This window comes from Rhodococcus sp. X156, from assembly GCF_004006015.1.
Classification (GTDB): Bacteria; Actinomycetota; Actinomycetes; order Mycobacteriales; family Mycobacteriaceae; genus X156.
The window spans coordinates 1,699,343-1,719,571 of the sequence record NZ_CP034766.1; the positions used below are offsets into that span (position 1 = coordinate 1,699,343).

The 20,229-nt window shown below is 72.0% G+C and carries 21 protein-coding genes; 16 read left to right on the top strand and 5 right to left on the bottom strand.

The genetic code is table 11. The features are described 5' to 3' along the window. Positions 1-115: 115 nt before the first annotated feature. From ELX43_RS08000 to hisG, 4 genes are all read left to right on the top strand, one after another. Positions 116-1,237: an MFS transporter gene (locus ELX43_RS08000; protein WP_206518143.1), complete on the top strand. Its 1,122-nt coding sequence runs from the start codon at positions 116-118 to the stop codon at positions 1,235-1,237. A 128-nt stretch (positions 1,238-1,365) separates the two neighbouring features. Then, the gene (locus ELX43_RS08005; protein ID WP_277601722.1) at positions 1,366-2,052 is read left to right on the top strand and encodes an HAD family phosphatase; all 687 of its coding nucleotides are present in this window, start codon (positions 1,366-1,368) and stop codon (positions 2,050-2,052) included. Then, positions 2,031-2,312: a phosphoribosyl-ATP diphosphatase gene (locus tag ELX43_RS08010; protein ID WP_206518144.1), complete on the top strand. Its 282-nt coding sequence runs from the start codon at positions 2,031-2,033 to the stop codon at positions 2,310-2,312. Before ELX43_RS08005 ends, ELX43_RS08010 begins: the two co-directional genes overlap by 22 nt. Before the next feature lie 70 nt (positions 2,313-2,382). Then, positions 2,383-3,231 (top strand): ATP phosphoribosyltransferase, encoded by an 849-nt coding sequence (hisG, locus tag ELX43_RS08015; protein WP_127782910.1) that lies wholly within the window; start codon positions 2,383-2,385, stop codon positions 3,229-3,231. 24 nt (positions 3,232-3,255) lie between these two features. Here the strand turns inward: hisG and ELX43_RS08020 are convergent, their stop codons facing one another. Both ELX43_RS08020 and ELX43_RS08025 read right to left on the bottom strand, forming a co-directional pair. Continuing rightward, complete coding sequence (locus ELX43_RS08020; protein ID WP_127782911.1) at positions 3,256-4,080, bottom strand: thioesterase family protein; 825 nt, start codon at positions 4,078-4,080, stop codon at positions 3,256-3,258. Then, positions 4,077-5,099 (bottom strand): RecB family exonuclease, encoded by a 1,023-nt coding sequence (locus tag ELX43_RS08025; RefSeq protein WP_127782912.1) that lies wholly within the window; start codon positions 5,097-5,099, stop codon positions 4,077-4,079. Before ELX43_RS08025 ends, ELX43_RS08020 begins: the two co-directional genes overlap by 4 nt. Before the next feature lie 92 nt (positions 5,100-5,191). Between ELX43_RS08025 and ELX43_RS08030 the strand changes: the two genes are divergently transcribed. Then, positions 5,192-6,016, top strand: a complete 825-nt coding sequence (locus ELX43_RS08030; RefSeq protein WP_127782913.1) for a tRNA (adenine-N1)-methyltransferase — start codon at positions 5,192-5,194, stop codon at positions 6,014-6,016. 34 nt (positions 6,017-6,050) lie between these two features. Here ELX43_RS08030 and ELX43_RS08035 read toward each other — a convergent pair whose 3' ends face one another. Both ELX43_RS08035 and ELX43_RS08040 read right to left on the bottom strand, forming a co-directional pair. Continuing rightward, positions 6,051-7,106, bottom strand: coding sequence for a hypothetical protein (locus tag ELX43_RS08035; protein ID WP_127782914.1), 1,056 nt, complete (start codon positions 7,104-7,106; stop codon positions 6,051-6,053). A gap of 88 nt (positions 7,107-7,194) precedes the next feature. Further along, positions 7,195-7,770, bottom strand: coding sequence for a hypothetical protein (locus ELX43_RS08040; RefSeq protein ID WP_127782915.1), 576 nt, complete (start codon positions 7,768-7,770; stop codon positions 7,195-7,197). A gap of 120 nt (positions 7,771-7,890) precedes the next feature. Between ELX43_RS08040 and arc the strand changes: the two genes are divergently transcribed. The 7 genes from arc (at position 7,891) to pafA (ending at position 15,847) form a co-directional block, all read left to right on the top strand. Next, positions 7,891-9,573, top strand: a complete 1,683-nt coding sequence (gene arc, locus ELX43_RS08045; RefSeq protein ID WP_127782916.1) for a proteasome ATPase — start codon at positions 7,891-7,893, stop codon at positions 9,571-9,573. A gap of 34 nt (positions 9,574-9,607) precedes the next feature. Beyond that, entirely contained in the window at positions 9,608-10,801 is a 1,194-nt protein-coding gene (locus ELX43_RS08050) for an alpha/beta hydrolase (protein ID WP_127782917.1), read from the top strand. Between the two features lie 148 nt (positions 10,802-10,949). Next, on the top strand, positions 10,950-12,452 hold the full coding sequence (gene dop, locus ELX43_RS08055; RefSeq protein WP_127782918.1) for a depupylase/deamidase Dop: 1,503 nt from the start codon (positions 10,950-10,952) through the stop codon (positions 12,450-12,452). A 110-nt stretch (positions 12,453-12,562) separates the two neighbouring features. Next, on the top strand, positions 12,563-12,754 hold the full coding sequence (locus ELX43_RS08060; RefSeq protein ID WP_127782919.1) for a ubiquitin-like protein Pup: 192 nt from the start codon (positions 12,563-12,565) through the stop codon (positions 12,752-12,754). Further along, the gene (gene prcB, locus ELX43_RS08065; RefSeq protein WP_127782920.1) at positions 12,751-13,563 is read left to right on the top strand and encodes a proteasome subunit beta; all 813 of its coding nucleotides are present in this window, start codon (positions 12,751-12,753) and stop codon (positions 13,561-13,563) included. The genes ELX43_RS08060 and prcB overlap by 4 nt, the downstream gene beginning before the upstream one ends. A gap of 46 nt (positions 13,564-13,609) precedes the next feature. Continuing rightward, on the top strand, positions 13,610-14,410 hold the full coding sequence (gene prcA, locus ELX43_RS08070; RefSeq protein ID WP_127782921.1) for a proteasome subunit alpha: 801 nt from the start codon (positions 13,610-13,612) through the stop codon (positions 14,408-14,410). Between the two features lie 78 nt (positions 14,411-14,488). Then, entirely contained in the window at positions 14,489-15,847 is a 1,359-nt protein-coding gene (gene pafA / locus ELX43_RS08075) for a Pup--protein ligase (RefSeq protein ID WP_127782922.1), read from the top strand. Positions 15,848-15,865: 18 nt separating this feature from the next. On the opposite strand, the gene ELX43_RS08080 is transcribed toward pafA, so the two are convergent. Further along, positions 15,866-16,708: a UbiA family prenyltransferase gene (locus ELX43_RS08080; protein WP_241249832.1), complete on the bottom strand. Its 843-nt coding sequence runs from the start codon at positions 16,706-16,708 to the stop codon at positions 15,866-15,868. A 53-nt stretch (positions 16,709-16,761) separates the two neighbouring features. Between ELX43_RS08080 and ELX43_RS08085 the strand changes: the two genes are divergently transcribed. The 4 genes from ELX43_RS08085 to tatC all read left to right on the top strand — a co-directional run bounded on the left by ELX43_RS08085 (position 16,762) and on the right by tatC (position 20,140). Further along, positions 16,762-17,715 carry a WYL domain-containing protein gene (locus tag ELX43_RS08085; RefSeq protein WP_127782923.1) on the top strand — a complete coding sequence of 318 codons (954 nt, stop codon included), beginning with the start codon at positions 16,762-16,764 and terminating at the stop codon, positions 17,713-17,715. Next, positions 17,712-18,692: a WYL domain-containing protein gene (locus tag ELX43_RS08090; protein ID WP_127782924.1), complete on the top strand. Its 981-nt coding sequence runs from the start codon at positions 17,712-17,714 to the stop codon at positions 18,690-18,692. Before ELX43_RS08085 ends, ELX43_RS08090 begins: the two co-directional genes overlap by 4 nt. 94 nt (positions 18,693-18,786) lie before the next feature. After that, positions 18,787-19,158 carry a Sec-independent protein translocase subunit TatA gene (tatA, locus tag ELX43_RS08095; protein WP_127782925.1) on the top strand — a complete coding sequence of 124 codons (372 nt, stop codon included), beginning with the start codon at positions 18,787-18,789 and terminating at the stop codon, positions 19,156-19,158. Positions 19,159-19,228: 70 nt separating this feature from the next. Further along, positions 19,229-20,140: a twin-arginine translocase subunit TatC gene (gene tatC, locus ELX43_RS08100; protein WP_127782926.1), complete on the top strand. Its 912-nt coding sequence runs from the start codon at positions 19,229-19,231 to the stop codon at positions 20,138-20,140. The last annotated feature ends 89 nt before the right edge of the window (positions 20,141-20,229 follow it).

A 20,229-nucleotide genomic window follows, 5' to 3' on the forward strand; every position in this document is an offset into this window, starting at 1 on the left:
TCAGGCCACCTGGCCGAGCACCGGCGTCGACCACGACCGAGGGGATCTAGCCTTGACCAGCACGACCACACCAACCGATGTGTCGGCCCCGGACGTCCCGGCTTCCTGGGGTGGCGTGGCTTCCCTGGGCCTGGGGATCTTCGCCATCGTCATGTCGGAGTTCTTGCCGGCGAGCCTGCTTCCTCGGATCGCCGAGGACCTGGCCGTGTCGGCTGGCGCAGCGGGCCAGACGGTGACCGTGACCGCGTTCGCCGCCGCACTCTCCGCACTGCTCATCGCGGTGGTGCTGCCGCGTGCCGACCGGCGGCGGGTGATGATCGGTCTCACGCTGCTCGCCATCGTCTCCAACCTGCTCGTCGTGCTGGCGCCGAACCTGTACGTGCTCCTGGCGGCGCGGCTGCTGCTCGGTGTGGCGCTCGGCGGGTTCTGGGCGATGGCCACCGCGATGGCCGCGCACCTGGTGCCCCCAGACCATCTCGGTCGTGCGCTCACGGTGGTCAACTCCGGTGTCGCAGTAGCCACCGTCGCCGCAGTTCCGCTCGGGGCCTGGCTCGGCGACGTCTGGGGATGGCGGGGGGTGTTCCTGCTGGGCGCCGGCGTCGCGGCCGTGGCACTGGCTGTGCAGGCGGCGACGCTGCCCCACGTCACGCCCGCCGCCGGCGGTGGTCTGCGAGCACTCGGTACAGTCCTGCGCTCCAGCGTCGTGCTGGCAGGACTGTTCGCGATCCTGCTCGTCTTCAGCGGCCACTTCAGCGGGTTCACCTACATCCGGCCCGCCGCGGAGAGCATGTCGGGGATCGACGGCGGCAGCTTCGCCGTGCTGCTCCTCGTGTTCGGCGTGGCCAACTTCCTCGGCACGGCACTCGCCGGGCCACTGGCTGACCGATCGCCGCGCACGGGGCTGTTCCTGTTCCCCGTGGTCCTGGGGGCCGGGATGATCGTCATGTTCACCACCGGCGGCTCGGTCGCGGCCCTGTTCGTCGCGGCCCTGTTGTGGGGCTTCGGCTTCGGCGGCATCCCGACGACCGTGCTCAGCTGGGGAGCCAGGACCGAACCGGCGCACCTCGAGCAGGTCGGTGGCGTCATCGTGACGGTCTGCAACGTCGCCATCGCTGTCGGCGCGGCGGTGGGGGGTGTCCTCGTGGACGAGGTCGCGGCCGAGGTGCCCCTCCTCGTCGGCGGGGTCGTCGCCATCATCGGGGCGCTGGTGCTCACCAGCCTGCGCCGGCGCAGCTGAGGGGAGATCTAGGATGGGACGTGGCACGACTAGTCACACCACGCTCTTCGGAGGGCATTCTGAGTACCGCGTCTTCTCGTGAACCTGCAGGTCAGCACCCGGAGGGGGGGAGTCGCCAGCCGCGGGCCGTGCTCTGGGACATGGACGGCACCCTGCTGGACTCCGAGCGGCTGTGGGACGTCGCGCTGCACGAGCTGGCCCGCGACCTGGGCGGCGAGCTCAGCCCCACCGCCCGCCGGGCCATGATCGGCTCCAGCACGGCGATGGCCATCGAGCTGATGTTCACCGACCTGGGCCTGCCGCTGGAGCAGCCGGCGATGGACGACGCCGCCACCTGGATGCTCACCCGCACCGGCGAGCTGTTCGCCGAGGCGCTGACGTGGCGCCCCGGCGCGGAGGAGACCTTGCACCTGGTGCAGCAGGCGGGAGTGCCGATGGCGCTGGTCACCAACACCGCCCGGATGTTGGCGGACAAGGCGCTGGCCACCATGGGCCCGGAGCGCTTCACCGTCACCGTCTGCGGCGACGAGGTGGCCCACGGCAAGCCCGCCCCGGACCCGTACCTGCGCGCCGCCGAGCTGCTCGGTCTGGAGCCGGGGGAGTGCCTGGTGGTGGAGGACTCGCCCACCGGCACGGCCGCAGCCGAGGCCGCGGGCTGCCCCGTGCTGGTGGTGCCCTGCGAGATCGAGGTGTCCGAGGGTCCCGGCCGGGTGCTGCGGGAGTCGCTGGAGGGCGTGACGTGGGCCGACCTCTGCGCGGCGTGGTCGGCGGGTGTCAGCCCGGTCGAGGCCTCGTGGGAGAATCGGCGCTCGTGAAGACCTTCGACACGCTGTTCGCCGAGCTCTCCGAGCGCGCAGCCACCCGCCCCGCCGGCTCCGGCACCGTTGCGGCCCTCGACGCCGGGGTGCATGCGCAGGGCAAGAAGGTGCTCGAGGAGGCCGGCGAGGTGTGGATCGCCGCCGAGCACGAGAGTGACGAGGCGCTGGCCGAGGAGATCTCTCAGCTCCTCTACTGGGCGCAGGTGCTGATGATCGGCCGCGGGCTCACCCTGGAGGACGTCTACCGCCATCTGTGACGGCCGGTCCGCCACCACGGCGGCCGCCGTCCCTCGGCCTGTTCGTCCCCCACCGCGTAAGGAACCACCCATGCTTCGTGTTGCCGTCCCCAACAAGGGCTCGCTGTCCGAGTCCGCCGCCGAGATGCTCAGCGAGGCCGGCTACCGGCGCCGCACCGACTCCCGCGACCTCACCGTGCTCGACCCCGCCAACCAGGTGGAGTTCTTCTTCCTGCGGCCCAAGGACATCGCCATCTACGTGGCCTCGGGTGAGCTCGACCTGGGCATCACCGGCCGCGACCTGGCGCTGGACTCTGGTGCCGCCGTGCAGGAGCGGGTGGCCCTGGGCTTCGGCCGCTCCAGCTTCCGCTACGCCGCACCGGCTGGCCGGGAGTGGAAGCCGGAGGACCTGGCCGGGCTGCGCATCGCCACCTCCTACCCGACGCTGGTGCACAACGACCTGGCTGCGCGCGGGCTGGAGGCCACCGTCATCCGCCTGGACGGTGCGGTGGAGATCTCCATCCAGCTGGGCGTGGCCGACGCCATCGCCGACGTGGTGGGCTCGGGCCGCACCCTGCGCCAGCACGACCTGGTGGCCTTCGGCGACGTGCTGTGCGCCTCGGAGGCGGTGCTCATCGAGCAGGCCGGCGCCCCCGCCGGGGACCGGGCCCGCGACCAGCTGGCCGCCCGCATCCAGGGTGTGGTGTTCGCCCAGCAGTACGTGATGCTCGACTACGACTGCCCGCGGGCGGTGCTCAACGAGGCGCTGCAGATCACCCCCGGCCTGGAGTCGCCCACGCTGTCGCCGATGGCCGACGAGGGCTGGATGGCGGTGCGGGCGATGGTGGCGCGCACCCAGTCGAACTCCGTGATGGACGAGCTGTCCGCGCTGGGTGTCAAGGCGATCCTGGCCTCGGACATCCGCTCCTGCCGCATGTGAGCCAGCTGGGCGCCCGCCGCTGAGCTAGCGCGGGCGGACCAGCAGGATCTGCTCGGAGCGGCCCACCGGTCCGGCCTCGTCGTGCAGGGTGGCGGCGCACAGCCCCACGCCGTCCGGGCCGATGCTGGTGGTGGCGGAGACGCCGGTCCACTCGCCGACCGGCTGCCGGTACAGGTGCACGGTGAGGTCGGTGTTGAGGAAGGTCCACTTGCGCACGTCCAGCGGCGCGGCCATGCCGTTGGCGGAGTCGACCACTGCGAACAGCGACTCCAGCGGGTCGAGCTTCTCCCCGGCCACCAGCTGCACCCGTGGCCGTCCCCAGCCCGACCCCGGACCCGCCTCGGACAGAAAGCCGCTGATCCACGACCACTCCACGGAGTCGAGGTAGCCGGGCACCCAGTAGGCGGGCGCCTGGTGCGTGCTGCCCGCGCCGGCCGGGGCGAGCGGCTCCTCGTGGCTGACCGCGACCGCGGTGGTGTCGGTGGTGGCCATCCGCCACGCGCTGGCGCGCACCACGGTGCGCTCGTCGCCGGCGTCGTCGGTGGTGGTGAGCTCGGCGGCGAGCAGCTCGACCTGCCGGCCGGGGCGCACCACCGAGGCGCGCACGGTGAGGTCCGCACGGGGCACCGGGCCCAGCACCTCGACGGTCACGCGGGTGAGCCGGGTGCCTGGCCGGGGCGCGCACCGCTGCAGCGCCCGCACCAGCAGCGCCGACGGTGGGCTCAGGTGCTGCATCTGCGCCGACCAGGGACCCACCGTGTGCTCGGTGGAGGCGAAGCGCTCCGCGCCGTCGGCGGCCCTGGGCAGCGGCAGGTAGTAGGCGGGGCTGGCCGACGCGCTCAGGCTCATCCCACGTGCTCCAGGAGGTTGGTCTCACCCGACGCCGGATCGCTCGGCCACCCCGGGTAGGGCGGCGGGGTACCGCCGAAGGCGGGGCAGCGGGACTTGTGGTCGCACCAGTCGCACAGCTTGCTGGGGTTGGGCCGGAAGTCACCGGTGGCACCCGCCTGCAGGATGGCCTGCCAGATGGCGGACAGCGTGCGCTCGAACCGGCGCAGCTCGTCCTCGTCGGGGCGGTACTGCAGCACCTGGCCGTCGGCGAGGTACATCAGCTTCAGCTGGGCGGGAACCACGCCGCGCAGCCGCCACAGCGCCACGGCGTAGAACTTCATCTGGAACATGGCCCGGCCCTCGCCGATCTCGCGCGGAGCGGCACCGGTCTTGTAGTCCACCACCCGCACCTGGCCGTCCGGCGCCACGTCGATCCGGTCCACGAACCCGCGCAGCAGCACCCCGTCGTCCAGCTCGATCTCCACCCGCAGCTCGCAGGACTCGGGCTCGAACCGAGTGGGGTCCTCCATGGTGAAGTACCGGGTGACCAGGGCCTGGGCGGCCTCGAGGAACTCCGGCAGCTCGTCCGCCCCGAACATCTGCGCCAGCTCGGGTGACTCCGCCACGGTGCGCTCCCACGCGGGGGCCACCAGGGTGCGCGCGTTGTCCAGGTGCCGCTGGTCGGCGGGCAGGCTGTAGAGCTGCTCCAGCGCGGCGTGCACCACGGTGCCCCGCACCTGTGCGGTGCTGGCCGTCTCCGGGAGGCGGTCGACCGCGCGGAAGCGGTACAGCAGCGGGCACTGCTTGAAGTCACCCGCCCGGGACGGGGACAGCGCGGGCCGGCGCCGCTCCCGCACCGGGGCCGCCTGCCCGGCCGCGGCGTCCACCGCGGCCTCCTCCACTGCGGCCTCCTCCACGGCGACCTGGTGCACTGCCGGCGGCCCGGCCTCGCCGTGCTCCGTCCCTGCCTGGGCGGCCGTGGGCACGGTCTCCCCGACGGCGGCCGACGGGGGCACTGACCCGGTCAAATTGCTCATGCTGGCACCCTAGGCGCTGGCCCCGACAACTTCGGGCCACCCTCACTCGAGCCAGCAACCAGCAACACGCAACCAGCAGGGAGTCCTACACGATGGCGCACAGCGGGCCGTTCCGCGTCGGCGACCGAGTCCAGCTCACCGACAGCAAGGGACGCCACTACACCATCGTCCTGGCCGAGGGTGGTGAGTACCACACCCACCGCGGTGCCGTGGCCCACGACGACCTCATCGGCACCCCCGAGGGCAGCGTGGTCAAGTCGGTGGCCGGCACCGCCTACCTGGCGCTGCGGCCGCTGCTCACCGACTACGTGCTGTCGATGCCGCGCGGCGCCCAGGTGATCTATCCCAAGGACGCCTCGCAGATCATCACCGAGGGCGACATGTTCCCCGGTGCGCGGGTGCTGGAGGCCGGGGCCGGCTCCGGCGCGCTCACCTGCTCGCTGCTGCGCGCGGTCGGTCCGGAGGGCAAGGTGATCTCCTACGAGGTGCGCGACGACCACGCCGTGCACGCGGTGCGCAACGTGGAGACCTTCTTCGGCGAGCGCCCCGCCAACTGGGACCTCACCGTGGCCGACGTCAACGAGTTCGACGGCGAGGTCGACCGGGTGGTGCTGGACATGCTCTCCCCGGAGCAGGTGCTGCCCAAGGTCAAGGACGTGCTGGTGCCGGGCGGGGTGCTGGTGGTCTACGTCGCCACGGTCACCCAGCTGTCCCGGGTCGTGGAGGCACTGCGGGAGCAGGAGTGCTGGACCGAGCCGTACTCCTGGGAGACCCTGGTGCGCGGCTGGCACGTGGTGGGACTGGCCGTGCGCCCGGAGCACCGCATGCAGGGCCACACCGCCTTCCTGGTGCGGGCCCGGCGCCTGGCGGAGGGCACCGTGACGCCACGCCCACAGCGCCGCCCCAGCAAGGGCTAGCGCGGCAGGTGCTCGCCACTTCCGCGTGGACCGCTCAGTAGCTGTAGTCGCACGCGCGCCAGGCGCCGTTGACCAGCTGCACCTGGAAGGTGACCTGGGTGGCGGGCGGGCCGGTGCCCATCGTGTAGGCCCACACGTCCATGGTTCCGATGGCGCCGTCGGAGCTGACCCGGATGTTGTCCACCCGCTCGAGCACCGTGGGGTCGGGCTCGGTGGGCTGCAGGCTCAGCTCCTCGGCCAGGGGACCACAGGTCAGCCGGGTGAGGCTGGCCTGGTCGGCATCACCGATCGCCGTCACCAGGGCCGCGCCGAGGGCACTGATCTGCGCGGTCTGCGAGGGGCTCGGCGACAGGCCCGGTGCAGCGGCACCGGGGGGGATGGTGAGGGCCGTGCCCGGCGGCACCGCGGTGGTGGTCGGCGGGACGGTTCTTGGCGGACCGGTTCTCGACGGGCCGGTGCTGAAGGTCGGCGGCCGGGACGGTGGTGTCGACGGGGCGGTGCTCGGTGGGACGCTCCGGCGGGTGGTGGTGGGCAGTGGGGGAAGCACCGTCACCCCGGTCACCGTGGGCGAGGGCGTGGCACTGCTGGTGTCGTCAGTCTGGGTGCCCAGGGCGAACACCGCCACCAGAGCGCCCAGCACCGCCACGACCACCACCACGAGGGTGAACGGTGACGGCGTGCGGTGCCCTGGCGGAGGCTGGGGAGGTCCCTGGCCGGGTCCGCCAGGACCGCCACCGTAGGAGCCCGGGCCGTACGAGGGCGGTCCGTACCCGGTGTCGTCGAGGGGCAGGTACCAGGTGGGGGCGTACCCCGGTGGCTGACCGCCCGGCCCGGCTCCCGGCGTGCCGGGCTCGGGCGGGCTGTACTCGGACGCGCGGTAGTCCGGCGCCCCGTAGACAGGTGTGCCGTAGACGGGTGTGCTGTAGTCCGGTGGCGGGTAGCCCATCGGCGGCTGGTCCGGACTCGGGTGACTGGCGGTGGGATCGTCATCGCCCGCTGGCGGCTGGTCGCCGAAGGGCCAGTACGGCGTGTCGTGACGCGGCTCCTGCCCGTGGCGGCCGTCCGGGTCGTCGTCGTGCGAACCCGTCATCCGCGAACCCTCTCGTCGCCGACCGTCCTCTCCGACCTCGGACGGTACGCCGCCACCGCGCCCCTCGCGTGGGGTTTCGAGCCGGCCCTCAGCGGGTCTTGCGCTCGCACGCCTGCCAGGTGTCGCCGCTCTTGGTGAGCACGAACTTCTCCGGCTTGGCCGGCGGGCCCTTGGACACCCGGTAGGCCCACACCGTCACCGCGGCGCTCGTGCGGTCGGTGGTCAGCCCGACGTCGGAGACCCGGACGAAGGTCGTCGGGGTGGCCGGTTGGTCGACCTGCCGGTTGTGCTGCTCGGCCAGGGAACCACACAGCAGGGTGCGCATCGCGGCGACGTCACCGTCACTGATCGCCCGCACGAACGCGGTGCTGAAGCGAGTGATCTGGTCCAGCTCGGCGGGGGTGGGCGCCTCGGTGAGCGCCGCCTCCGGCACCGTGGGGGTGGCTGCGGCCGACGACGTCGGAGTCGTGGCACGGGTGGTCGTCGCGCTGGGAGCCGTCGTGGACGCCCGGGAGGTGCTGCTCGCGGCGGCGGAGGTGGGCACGGTGGTGGTGGCCTGGGGCTCCGCCACGGCGGTGCCGTCCACGGTGCACGCCACCAGGCTCGTCCCGGCCGCCGCCAGGCACGCCGCGAGAGCCGCAGCGTGCCAGGACCTTCGCGCCACGTGGGCCCCCTTCGCGTGTCCCGCCGCTGACCAGGGTGGACAGTACCGCGTGGTGGCCATCACTCGACCCCTGTCGACGCATCCTTGTAGCGTAGAAGTTCCCTACGCGAGGAGACGCCGGTGAGCACATCAGATCGGCCGGACACTACCGACGAGCAAGCGGGAGCACCCGAGGCCTCTGCTCGAAAGATCGATTCCCTGACCCAGCGCAACGCCAAGCTGCTCGAGATCCTCAAGGACGCCCGCCAACAGCTGCTGGTGCTGCAGGAGGAGGTGGACCGACTCGCGCAGCCCCCCAGTGGCTACGGCGTCTTCCTCGACGCCAACGACGACGACACGGTGGACGTGTTCACCTCGGGCCGGCGGATGCGGCTCGTGGTCTCCCCGGCACTGAGCATCAGCGACCTCAGCCGGGGCCAGACGGTGCGGCTGAACGAGGCCCTCACGGTGGTGCAGAGCACCGGGTTCGAGCGGGTCGGCGAGGTGTCGGCCCTGCGGGAGCTGCTCGACGGCGGCCAGCGTGCCCTGGTGGTGGGCCACGCCGACGAGGAGCGCGTGGTGTGGCTGGCCGACCCGCTGATCGCCGACCCGGACGACCCGGACCCGCTGGTCCTGCGTCCCGGTGACTCCCTGCTGGTGGACACCAAGGCCGGCTACGCCTACGAGCGGGTGCCCAAGGCCGAGGTCGAGGACCTGGTGCTGGAGGAGGTGCCCGACGTCGACTACTCCGACATCGGTGGCCTGGGCCGGCAGATCGACCAGATCCGGGACGCGGTGGAGCTGCCCTTCCTGCACGCCGAGCTGTTCAAGGAGTACGCGCTGCGCCCGCCCAAGGGGGTGCTGCTCTACGGCCCGCCGGGCTGCGGCAAGACCCTCATCGCCAAGGCGGTGGCCAACTCGTTGGCCAAGAAGATCGCCGAGGCGCGGGGCGACAACCCCCGCGAGGCCAAGTCGTTCTTCCTCAACATCAAGGGCCCCGAGCTGCTCAACAAGTTCGTCGGCGAGACCGAGCGGCACATCCGGGTGATCTTCCAGCGCGCCAGGGAGAAGGCCTCCGAGGGCACGCCGGTGATCGTGTTCTTCGACGAGATGGACTCCATCTTCCGCACCCGCGGGTCGGGAGTCTCCTCGGACGTGGAGACCACCATCGTCCCGCAGCTGCTCAGCGAGATCGACGGCGTGGAGGGCCTGGAGAACGTCATCGTCATCGGCGCCTCCAACCGCGAGGACATGATCGACCCGGCCATCCTGCGGCCCGGCCGCCTGGACGTGAAGATCAAGATCGAGCGGCCCGACGCGGAGTCGGCGGAGGACATCTTCTCCAAGTACCTCACCCCGGACCTGCCGATCAACGAGGAGGACCTCGCCGAGTTCGACGGCGACCGCCAGGCCTGCATCACCGGCATGATCCAGCGGGTGGTGGAGCGGATGTACAGCGAGACCGACGACAACCGGTTCCTCGAGGTCACCTACGCCAACGGCGACAAGGAGGTCCTGTACTTCAAGGACTTCAACTCCGGCGCGATGATCCAGAACATCGTCGACCGCTCCAAGAAGTACGCCATCAAGGAGGTGCTGGAGACCGGGGCCACCGGACTGCGGGTGCAGCACCTGCTCGACTCGATCGTGGACGAGTTCGCCGAGAACGAGGACCTGCCCAACACGACAAATCCCGACGACTGGGCGAGGATCTCGGGCAAGAAGGGCGAGCGCATCGTCTACATCCGCACGCTGGTCACCGGCAAGTCCGCCGGAGCCAGCCGGGCGATCGACACCGAGTCGAACACCGGGCAGTACCTCTAGGTCCCGGCGGCGACTCCAGGCACCAGGGGGCCGCATGGGCGAGCAGGGCACACGAGCGACACCGACCAGGAACGAGGTCGGGGCCACCGCTCAGCTGCTCGCCCATGCGGTCGACGTGCTCAGCCGACCGGTGCAGGGCACGCACCGAACCATCGCCAACACCGTCTTCGCCGCGGTCGGTCCGTTCGGGCTGCCCGCGTGGCTGATGCACAACAGCATCGCCGCCCTGACCTACGCCGGAGTGCGCGCCGGTGCGCGGGCCACGGCCGGGATCGTGACCGCGGTCAGCGACCAGCTGCCCGCGGAGCGGGTGTCCCACGTCGTCACCGGCACGGCGGCCGGCTCGGTGCTGGTGGGCGCGGTCAACGGCCTGCTGGGTGACCAGCTGTTGGCCGACGGCAACCACCTGGCCGTGGAGCTGGGTCCGCACCACCAGCGCAAGGTCGTGGGGCTGGACACCGCGCTGCTCACCGCCTCCTACACCACCGCCACCGGTCACCTCGCGGTGTTCGTGCACGGGCTGGGGGAGACCGAGCAGGCGTGGTGGTACCGCAACCAGGGCCGCGGCAGCCACGGTGAGCACCTCGCCGAGCTAGGCGTCACCCCGGTGGTGATGCGGTACAACACCGGCCGCTCGATCGCCGAGAACGGCGCGCGCCTGGCCGGGCTGCTCGGCGAGCTGCTGCAGGCGTGGCCGGTGCCGGTGGAGCGCATCGACCTGGTCGGGCACTCCATGGGCGGGCTGGTGCTGCGCGAGGCGTGCCACCACGACGACGCGCAGACGTGGCTGGAGCGGGTGCGCACGGTCTGCTACCTGGGCACCCCGCACGAGGGCGCGCCGCTGGCCGACGGCGCGCACCGGCTGGCGCGGGCGCTGAGCTGGTGGTGGGGCAGCCGCAGCTGGGGCGAGCTGATCGACGTGCGCAGCATCGGCATCGACGACCTGCGCCGCGCCAACCGGCTGCCGCTGGTGCCGGGCGTGCGCCACGTGGGTGTGACCGCGACGCTGGCGGCGGACCCGCAGACCTGGTGGGCTGCGGCCGTGGGCGACGGGCTGGTGCCGCTGCACAGCGCCCGCGGTCCGCTGGACGAGCTGCACGTGCTGCCCAGCACCGGCCACCTGGCACTGCTCACCGCACCGGAGGTGTCCGAGGTGCTGGCCGAGCTGGTGGTGTGGGACTCCGACCCCGACGAGGTGGACCGACACACCGAGGCCGAGCAGGTCTGAGGCGCGCGAACGGACGGTCGGCAGCGGGTGTCCAGGCCGGTCACGTCCACTTGGTAGCGGTCACAGACGCTTTCGCGGTGGTGGGTGCGTCTGCAAGTACCACCAACCACGAACGTCGCTGCGCGCGGTGCGGCCGTAGATTGTGCGCATGCGAAGAATCATGGGCACCGAGGTGGAGTACGGCATCTCCTCGCCGGGCAACCCCACGGCCAACCCGATCCTGACCTCCACCCAGGCAGTGCTGGCCTACGCCGCCGCCGCGGCGGTGCCGCGCACCAAGCGCACCCGCTGGGACTACGAGGTGGAGTCGCCGCTGCGCGACGCCCGCGGCTTCGACCTCACCCGTCCTGGCCAGCCCACGCCGGTGATCGACGTGGACGAGGTCGGCGCGGCCAACATGATCCTCACCAACGGCGCCCGCCTCTACGTCGACCACGCCCACCCGGAGTTCGCCGCCCCCGAGGTGACCGACCCGCTGGACGGGGTCATCTGGGACAAGGCCGGCGAGCGGGTGATGGAGCGCGCGGCGCTGCACGCCGGCAGCGTTCCCGGCGCCCCCAAGCTGCAGCTGTACAAGAACAACATCGACGGCAAGGGCGCCTCCTACGGCACCCACGAGAACTACCTGATGGCCCGCTCCACCCCGTTCGACGCCATCGTGGTGGGGCTCACCCCGTTCTTCGCCTCCCGCCAGGTGATCGTCGGCTCCGGTCGGGTGGGCATCGGCCAGGCCGGCGAGAAGGACGGCTTCCAGCTGTCCCAGCGCGCCGACTACATGGAGGTCGAGGTCGGGCTGGAGACCACTCTCAAGCGCGGCATCATCAACACCCGTGACGAGCCGCACGCCGACGCGGACAAGTACCGCCGGCTGCACGTGATCATCGGCGACGCCAACCTCGCCGAGACCGCCACCTACCTGAAGCTGGGCACCACCGCGCTGGTGCTCGACCTCATCGAGCACGGCGCCGACCTCTCCGACCTGCAGCTGGCGCACCCCGTGCAGGCGGTGCACCAGATCAGCCACGACCCCACGCTGAAGCAGCGGGTGGAGCTGGCGGACGGCCGACGCCTCACCGGGCTGCAGCTGCAGCGCATCTACCACGAGCGCGTGTCGCAGATGGTGGCGCTGGACCGCGAGCGCGACGAGCGCACCGAGGACGTGCTGGCCACCTGGGCGCGGGTGCTGGACATGCTCGAGCGCGACCCGATGGAGTGCGCGTCGCTGCTGGACTGGCCGGCCAAGCTGCGCCTGCTGCAGGGCTTCCGCGACCGCGAGGGCCTGGGCTGGGGCGCCTCCCGCCTGCACCTGGTGGACCTGCAGTACTCCGACGTGCGCCTGGACAAGGGGCTGTACAACCGGCTGGTGGCCCGGGGCTCGATGAAGCGCCTGACCACCGAGGAGCAGGTGCTGGCCGCGGTCACCAACCCGCCCACCGAGACCCGCGCCTACTTCCGCGGCGAGTGCCTGCGCCGCTTCGGCGCCGACATCACCGCCGCGAGCTGGGACTCGGTGATCTTCGACGTCGGCCGCAAGTCGCTGGTCCGCATCCCCACGCTCGAGCCGCTGCGGGGGAGCAAGGCGCACGTGGGGGCGCTGCTGGACTCGGTCGACTCGGCCGTGGAGCTGGTGGACGCGCTCACCAACGGCTGACCGGCCGCGGTCACCTCGCGTCCTGGGCAGGGGCGCGTGGGTAGTGTTTCGATAGGGACGTGCACGCGCTGGTCCCCCAGCAACGGCACCAGAGAACGAGGGAGTCGAACATGGCCCAGGAGCAGACCAAGCGCAGTGGTGGTGGCGACGACGAGGGTGCCGAGGAGCTCGGTGGCGCCGGCCAGGAGCGTCGCGAGCAGCAGAGCTCGGACACCGACGACATCCTGGACGAGATCGACGACGTGCTGGAGGAGAACGCGGAGGAGTTCGTCCGCGCCTACGTGCAGAAGGGTGGGGAATGAGAGAAGGGGCCAGTCCGGACACCTCGTCGTTCACGGACTACCTGCGCCGCACCGCCCCGGAGCTGCTCCCGGGCAACCGGCACCCCACCAGCACCCTCACCGAGAACATGGCACCGCACGGCACCACGATCGTCGCCCTCACCTTCGGTGGGGGCGTGCTGATCGCGGGTGACCGGCGCGCCACCATGGGCAACCTCATCGCCCAGCGCGACATCGAGAAGGTCTTCGTCACCGACGAGCACTCCGCGGTGGGCATCGCCGGCACGGCCGGCGTGGCCATCGAGCTGGTGCGGCTGTTCGCCGTGGAGCTGGAGCACTACGAGAAGATCGAGGGCATGCCGCTGTCGCTGGACGGCAAGGCCAACCGGCTGGCCTCGATGGTCCGCTCCAACCTGGGCGCGGCCATGCAGGGACTGGCCGTGGTGCCGCTGTTCGTCGGCTACGACGTGGACGCGACCGACTCGGTGCACGCCGGCCGGATCATCACCTACGACGTCACCGGTGGGCGCTACGAGGAGCACTCCGGCTTCCACAGCGTCGGGTCGGGCTCGCTGTTCGCGCGCTCGGCGCTGAAGAAGCGCTACGTGGCCGACAGCGACGAGGCCACCGCGGTGCGGGCCGCCGTGGAGGCGCTCTACGACGCCGCTGACGACGACACCGCCACCGGTGGGCCGGACCTGGTCCGCGGGCTGTACCCGTCGGTGGTCACCATCACCGCCGAGCACGGTGCGGTGCGGCTGCCCGAGCCCCAGGTGGCCGAGGTCGCCGAGGCCGTGGTGGCCGAGCGGCACCTCAACCCCGGCGGCTGAGCACCTCCCACCCGTCCCGACCCGAGCCGAGCACAGGAGCCCCGCCGTGACCATGCCGTACTACGCCTCCGCCGAGCAGATCATGCGCGATCGCTCGGAGCTGGCGCGCAAGGGAATCGGCCGAGGTCGCAGCGTCGTGGTGCTCACCTGTGCCGACGGCGTGCTGTTCGTGGCGGAGAACCCCTCGGCCACCCTGCACAAGGTCAGCGAGATCTACGACCGCATCGGCTTCGCCGCGGTGGGCAAGTACAACGAGTTCGAGAACCTGCGCCGCGCCGGCATCCAGCACGCCGACCTGCGTGGGTACTCCTACGACCGCCGCGACGTCACCGGGCAGTCGCTGGCCAACGCCTACGCCCAGACGCTGGGCACCATCTTCACCGAGCAGCCCAAGCCCTACGAGGTGGAGATCTGCGTGGCCGAGGTGGGCCGGCCGGAGGCGTCGGAGCCGGTGGCGCAGCTCTACCGGATCACCTACGACGGCTCCATCGCCGACGAGTCGCGGTTCATCGTGATGGGTGGCAGCACCGAGCCGCTGTCGGCCTACCTCAAGGAGCACTACCAGCCGGGGCTGCAGCTCAAGGCGGCGCTGGAGCTGGCCGTGGCCGCGCTGCAGCAGCACACCAACGGCGGCGCCCGCTCGGTGCCGGTGGACTCGCTGGAGGTCGCCGTCCTGGAGCAGGCGCGCCCACGCCGGGCGTTCCGCCGGCTGGCCGCCGCACAGCTGGCCACCCTGCTGCCGGCCCAGGCCGCCACCAGCCCCGAGCCTGCGCCGCCGGCGGGCGAGGGCACCACCAGCGCCGGGACGGACGAGACCCCGGACCCGGGCCCCGGTCCAGTTGCCTGACAAGTCTCTTCGTCGCTGACCAGGTGATGCTGCTCGTCGTTCAGCGCCGCAGCCTCCGGGCTGAGTAGGGTCGACAAGGTGCAGCGACGAATCATGGGTATCGAGACCGAGTTCGGCGTCACGTGCACCTTCAAGGGCCAGCGCAGGCTGAGTCCGGACGAGGTTGCCCGCTACCTGTTCCGACGGGTGGTCTCCTGGGGTCGCAGCTCCAACGTCTTCCTCCGCAACGGCGCACGCCTCTACCTCGACGTCGGTTCGCACCCCGAGTACGCCACGGCCGAGTGCGACGACCTGGTGCAGCTGGTCAGCCACGACAAGGCGGGCGAGCGGATCCTCGAGGAGCTGCTGACCGACGCCGAGCAGCGCCTGGCCGACGAGGGCATCGGTGGCGACATCTTCCTGTTCAAGAACAACACCGACTCGGCCGGCAACTCCTACGGCTGCCACGAGAACTACCTGATCGGCCGCCAGGGTGAGTTCTCCCGGCTGTCGGAGGTGCTCCTGCCGTTCCTGGTCACCCGCCAGCTGATCGCCGGCGCGGGCAAGGTGCTGCACACCCCGCGGGGCTCGCGCTTCTGCCTCAGCCAGCGCGCCGAGCACATCTGGGAGGGCGTCTCCTCCGCCACCACCCGCTCGCGGCCCATCATCAACACCCGCGACGAGCCGCACGCCGACGCCGAGAAGTATCGCCGGCTGCACGTCATCGTGGGTGACTCGAACATGGCCGAGACCACCACCATGCTCAAGGTGGGTTCCGCCGCCCTGGTGCTGGAGATGATCGAGGAGGGCGTGGTCTTCCGCGACTTCGCGCTGGACAACCCCATCCGCGCCATCCGGGAGATCAGCCACGACCTCACCGGCCGGCGCCCCGTGCGCCTGGCTGGGGGCAAGGGGGCCAGCGCCCTGGACATCCAGCGGGAGTACCACTCCAAGGCGGTCGACTACCTCACCCGCCGAGAGCCCGACCCGAGCATGGACCGCGTGGTGGAGCTGTGGGGGCGCACCCTGGACGCCGTGGAGTCCGACGACATGTCCAAGGTGGACACCGAGATCGACTGGGCCATCAAGCAGAAGCTGTTCCAGCGCTACCAGGACAAGCACGACATGGACCTGTCCAGCCCGCGGATCGCCCAGCTGGACCTCGCCTACCACGACATCCGGCGCGGCCGCGGCATCTTCGACCTGCTGCAGCGCAAGGACCTGGTCGCTCGGGTCACCGACGACACCGCGATCAAGACCGCCGAGCAGACCCCGCCGCAGACCACCCGGGCCAAGCTACGCGGTGAGTTCATCGCCGCCGCGCAGGACGCCGAGCGCGACTTCACCGTCGACTGGGTGCACCTCAAGCTCAACGACCAGGCGCAGCGCACCATCCTGTGCAAGGACCCGTTCCGCTCGGTCGACGAGCGGGTGGACCGCCTCATCGCCTCCATGTAGGCGCCGCGGGGCAGCTGCTCAGCGCAGCGCGCTGCCGGAGAGCACCAGCAGCACCACGTCCACCAGCGCCACCCACACCACCGCGCGGAAGAGCCCGAGCGAGGTGAGCAGGCCGACGCCCACGGCCACCACCGCGGTGACCAGCGCCGCGGCGCCCACCACCCACGGCAGGTTCTGCGGGCCCAGCACCAGCAGCACCGACGCGGCCAGCAGCAGCACCACGGTGGCCGTGACCGACCCGCGGGCGCCCAGCACGTGCGGCAGCCCACGCACCCCAGTGGCTGCGTCCGCTGCCAGGTCGGGCAGCACGTTGGCGAAGTGCGCCCCGCTGCCCAGCAGTGCGCCTGCCGCCACCAGCCACCACGGCACCGTGGCCACGGGGGCGACGACGAACGCCGGCAGCGCCCCGAAGGCCACCGCGTAGGGCAGCACCGACAGCACCGTGGACTTCACGCCCAGGTCGTAGACCCAGCCCCCACCAACCACCAGCAGGTGCAGGCCCAGCGTCACCCCGACCGCGCTCTGCCCGTTCCAGCCCGCGGCCACCGCCAGCGGCACGCTCACCACCGCCGCGACCACCGCGGCGGCGCCGACGGTCCGCGTGCTCAGCTCACCCCGGGCCACCGGCTTGTCCTCCCGGCCCGCGGCCCGGTCCCGGGCGGCGTCCACCGCGTCGTTGAGCCACCCGATGGAGAGCTGGCCGGTGAGCACCGCGCCCAGCACCCACAGGCTCGCCGCACCCCGCCCGGCCACCACCGCGAGCAGCCCGGCCACCGCGGTGACGGCCACGGTGGGCTCGGGGTGGCAGGAGGCCAGCAGCGCACGTGTGCGAGAACCCTTGTGCTGCAGCACCTGCACCACGCCCCCGACCGCGCTTTCGCCACTGTTCGCTGCCAGCAACCTAGGGTATGCGTGTGTCCTCCGCCCGTAGTGAACGTCTGGTCAACCTGGTGCTCTGCCTGTTGTCCACGCGGCAGTACCTCAGTGCCGAGCGCATCCGCTCCACCGTGGCCGGGTACAGCGACGCCCCCAGCGACGAGGCGTTCTTCCGGATGTTCGAGCGGGACAAGTCCGAGCTGCGCGAGCTGGGCGTGCCGGTGGAGACCGGCCGCAACTCAGGGTTGGACCCCAACGAGGGCTACCGCATCGCCCGGCGCGACTACGAGCTGCCCGAGATCGAGCTGGCGCCGGACGAGGCCGCGGCGCTGGCGCTGGCCGCCCGGCTCTGGGACTCCCCGCAGATGGCCACCTCTGCGCACAACGCGGTGCTGAAGCTGCGCGCGGCCGGGGTGGAGGTGGACACCGACGCCGCGCCCGGCGTGCAGCCCCGCGTGCACGCCAGCGACCCCGCCTTCGGCCCGCTGGTGGCCGCGGTGGACGCAGGCCGGGTGGTGACCTTCCTGCACCGCCGCGGCCCGGCGTCGGAGCCCACGGCGCGCACCGTCGAGCCGTGGGGGGTGGTGTCCTACCGCGGCCGCTGGTACCTGGTCGGCCACGACCGGGCCCGGCAGGACGTGCGCTGCTTCCGGGTCTCGCGCATCGCCGACGCCAAGGCGGTCGGTCCGGCCGGCGCGGTCACCGTCCCCGACGGCGCCGACCTGCTCGCGCTGGTCGCCGCCTCCGCCGGCCCGGCCCCGCAGGCCGCGGTCGAGGCGACCCTGCTGCTCGCCCCGGACCGTGCCGTGGGGCTGCGCCGGGGCGCCGAGGTGGTGCAGCAGACCCGCGACGGGGACGTGGTGCGGGTGCAGCTGCCCGACCTCGACGTCGCCGCGCGGTCCATCGCCGGCTACGGCGCCGATGCGGTGGTGCTCGCCCCGCCCGAGCTGCGCGAGCGCGTGCTGCTGCTGCTCGCCGGAGCCCTGGCGTGAGCGGGCTGACCGACCGGCTGCCCCGGCTGCTGTCGCTGGTGCCGTACCTGCAGGCGCACCCCGGCGTGCGGGTGGAGGAGGCCGCCGCCGAGCTGGGGGTCAGTGCCACCCAGCTGCGCAAGGACCTGCAGCTGTTGTGGATGTGCGGGCTGCCCGGCTACGGCCCCGGCGAGCTGATCGACCTGTCCTTCGAGGGCGACACCGTGAGCGTGGTCTTCGACGCCGGGCTGCAGCGGCCGCTGCGGCTGTCCCGGGCCGAGGCGGGCGCCCTGGCCGTGGCGCTGCGCGCGCTGGGCGACGTCGGCGGGCTGGTGGAGCGCGACGTGGTGGAGCGGGCGCTGGCCAAGGTGGAGGCCGCGGCCGGTGGCGGCAGCGGTCCCAGCGCGGTGACCGTGGGGGTCAGCGAGAGCGCGCAGGACGCGGCCACCGCCGAGACCACGGCGACGCTGAAGAACGCCCTGGCCGAGCGCCACCCGCTGCGCATCCGGTACTACACCGCCTCCCGCGACGACGTCACCGACCGGGTGGTGGAGCCGCGCCAGCTGCTGGTGGTGGACGGGCGCAGCTACCTGGAGGCGTGGTGCCGGCGGGTGGAGGACGAGCGGATGTTCCGGGTGGACCGGATCGACGACGTCACGGTGCTGCCCGAGGTGCTGCCGGCGACCACCGGTGAGCGCCAGGCCCACGAGCTCTTCGAGCTGGGCGACGACCTGCCCGAGGCGGTGCTGGAGCTGGCCCCGCAGCACGCCTGGGTGGCCGAGTACTACCCCGTGCAGGACCTCATCCAGCTGGGCGAGGGGCGGCTGCGCATCACCCTGCGCTACACCGACCTGGAGTGGATCACCCGGCTGGTGCTGGGCCTCGGTGCGGGGGTGCGGGTGCTCGCCCCGGCCGCGCTGGAGCAGCACCGCACGGAGCGGGCCCAGGCGGCGCTGGCCGCCTACGCCCGCCACGAGGCGACCGAACCCGCCGGGTGAGCCCGCGGCGTGTCACCTGCCGGTCAGCGTCGGGTCACGCGATGGACACCTCGGCCGCGTACCCTCAACACAGGCCCAACACCGGAGGTATCTCATGGGATCTCTCAGTCCCGTTCACTGGCTGATCGTGCTCATCGTGCTGGTCGTGCTCTTCGGCGCCAAGCGGCTGCCGGACGCGTCCCGCTCGCTGGGCCGCTCGCTGCGCATCTTCAAGAGCGAGATCAAGGACCTGGGCTCCGACGGCGACAAGCCAGCTCCCACCCAGGCGGCGGCCCCGGCCCCGCAGGCGCTGCCCACCGCGCCCCCGGTGATCCCGCCCGTGCCGCAGGCCGGCACCGCGGCGCAACAGGTTCCGGTCCAGCAGGTGCCGGTCCAGCCTGCCCCGCAGGTCCAGGCCCAGCAGGCGCAGGCGCAGCAGGTCCAGGCCCAGCAGCTGCCGACCGAGCACTCTGAGAAGGCCAGCTGAGCCGAGGGTGTCCGCTCCGTCGGGGTGGCGCAAGATTCGACGGCGCCGCCCACCGAACCCTGACGGCTCGATGTCCCTCGTCGAGCACCTGTACGAGCTGCGCAGCCGGGTCACCAAGGCCGGCATCGCGGTCGTCATCACCACCATCCTGGGCTTTCTCTGGTACTCCCACGGCGTGCTGGGCACCCAGAGCCTCGGCGACCTGCTGAAGGGTCCCTACTGCTCCCTCCCGTCGACGTCGCGCGCGCAGATCGGTCCGGACGACAGCTGTCGGCTGCTGGCCACCGCGCCGTTCGACCAGTTCATGCTTCGCCTCAAGGTGGCGCTCACCGCCGGTGTGGTGCTGGCCTGCCCGGTGTGGCTGTGGCAGGTGTGGCGGTTCATCACCCCAGGTCTGCACCAGGGGGAGCGGCGCTTTGCCATCCCGTTCGTCGCCTCCGGTGCCACGCTGTTCGTCGGCGGCGCCGTGCTGGCCTACGTCGTCGTCGCGGAGGCGTTGTCGTTCCTGCTGTCGGTGGGCACCGAGGTGCAGATCACCGCGCTCAACGGCGACCAGTACTTCAGCTTCATCATCAACCTGATCATCATCTTCGGGATCAGCTTCGAGCTGCCGCTGCTGGTGGTGATGCTCAACCTGGTGGGCGTGCTCACCTACGCGCGGCTCAAGGAGTGGCGCCGCGGCTTCATCTTCGGGCTGTTCGTCTTCGCCGCCATCGCCACCCCCGGCCAGGACCCGTTCAGCATGCTCGCGCTGGCGTTCTCCCTGGTGATCCTGTTCGAGGCCGCGGTGCAGGTGGCCCGGCTGCACGACCGCCGCAAGGCCCGCAGGCGCGTCGACCAGGGCTGGGACTCCTGGAGCGACGACGAGGCCTCACCCATCCCGGAGCCCGAGCCGGTGCCACCGACCAGCGGGGTGCCACCGACCAGCAGCGTGGGGTCGACCAGCGGGGTGGGCTCACGCAGCTACGACGACGCCACCTGATCAGGTGCTTCGCGCGGCGGGTGTGACGAGCACGGCCACTGGACCGAGGGCCGGGCTGCTGTGGCAGCCTGGAGCCCGTGGCCGACACG

Coding starts and splice junctions, on each gene's coding strand:
- hisG (WP_127782910.1), top strand. CDS start 2,383: ATGCTTCGTGTTGCCGTCCCCAACAAGGGCTCGCTGTCCGAGTCCGCC.
- ELX43_RS08020 (WP_127782911.1), bottom strand. CDS start 4,080: ATGAGCCTGAGCGCGTCGGCCAGCCCCGCCTACTACCTGCCGCTGCCC.
- ELX43_RS08025 (WP_127782912.1), bottom strand. CDS start 5,099: ATGAGCAATTTGACCGGGTCAGTGCCCCCGTCGGCCGCCGTCGGGGAG.
- ELX43_RS08030 (WP_127782913.1), top strand. CDS start 5,192: ATGGCGCACAGCGGGCCGTTCCGCGTCGGCGACCGAGTCCAGCTCACC.
- ELX43_RS08035 (WP_127782914.1), bottom strand. CDS start 7,106: ATGACGGGTTCGCACGACGACGACCCGGACGGCCGCCACGGGCAGGAG.
- ELX43_RS08050 (WP_127782917.1), top strand. CDS start 9,608: ATGGGCGAGCAGGGCACACGAGCGACACCGACCAGGAACGAGGTCGGG.
- dop (WP_127782918.1), top strand. CDS start 10,950: ATGCGAAGAATCATGGGCACCGAGGTGGAGTACGGCATCTCCTCGCCG.
- ELX43_RS08060 (WP_127782919.1), top strand. CDS start 12,563: ATGGCCCAGGAGCAGACCAAGCGCAGTGGTGGTGGCGACGACGAGGGT.
- prcB (WP_127782920.1), top strand. CDS start 12,751: ATGAGAGAAGGGGCCAGTCCGGACACCTCGTCGTTCACGGACTACCTG.
- tatA (WP_127782925.1), top strand. CDS start 18,787: ATGGGATCTCTCAGTCCCGTTCACTGGCTGATCGTGCTCATCGTGCTG.
- tatC (WP_127782926.1), top strand. CDS start 19,229: ATGTCCCTCGTCGAGCACCTGTACGAGCTGCGCAGCCGGGTCACCAAG.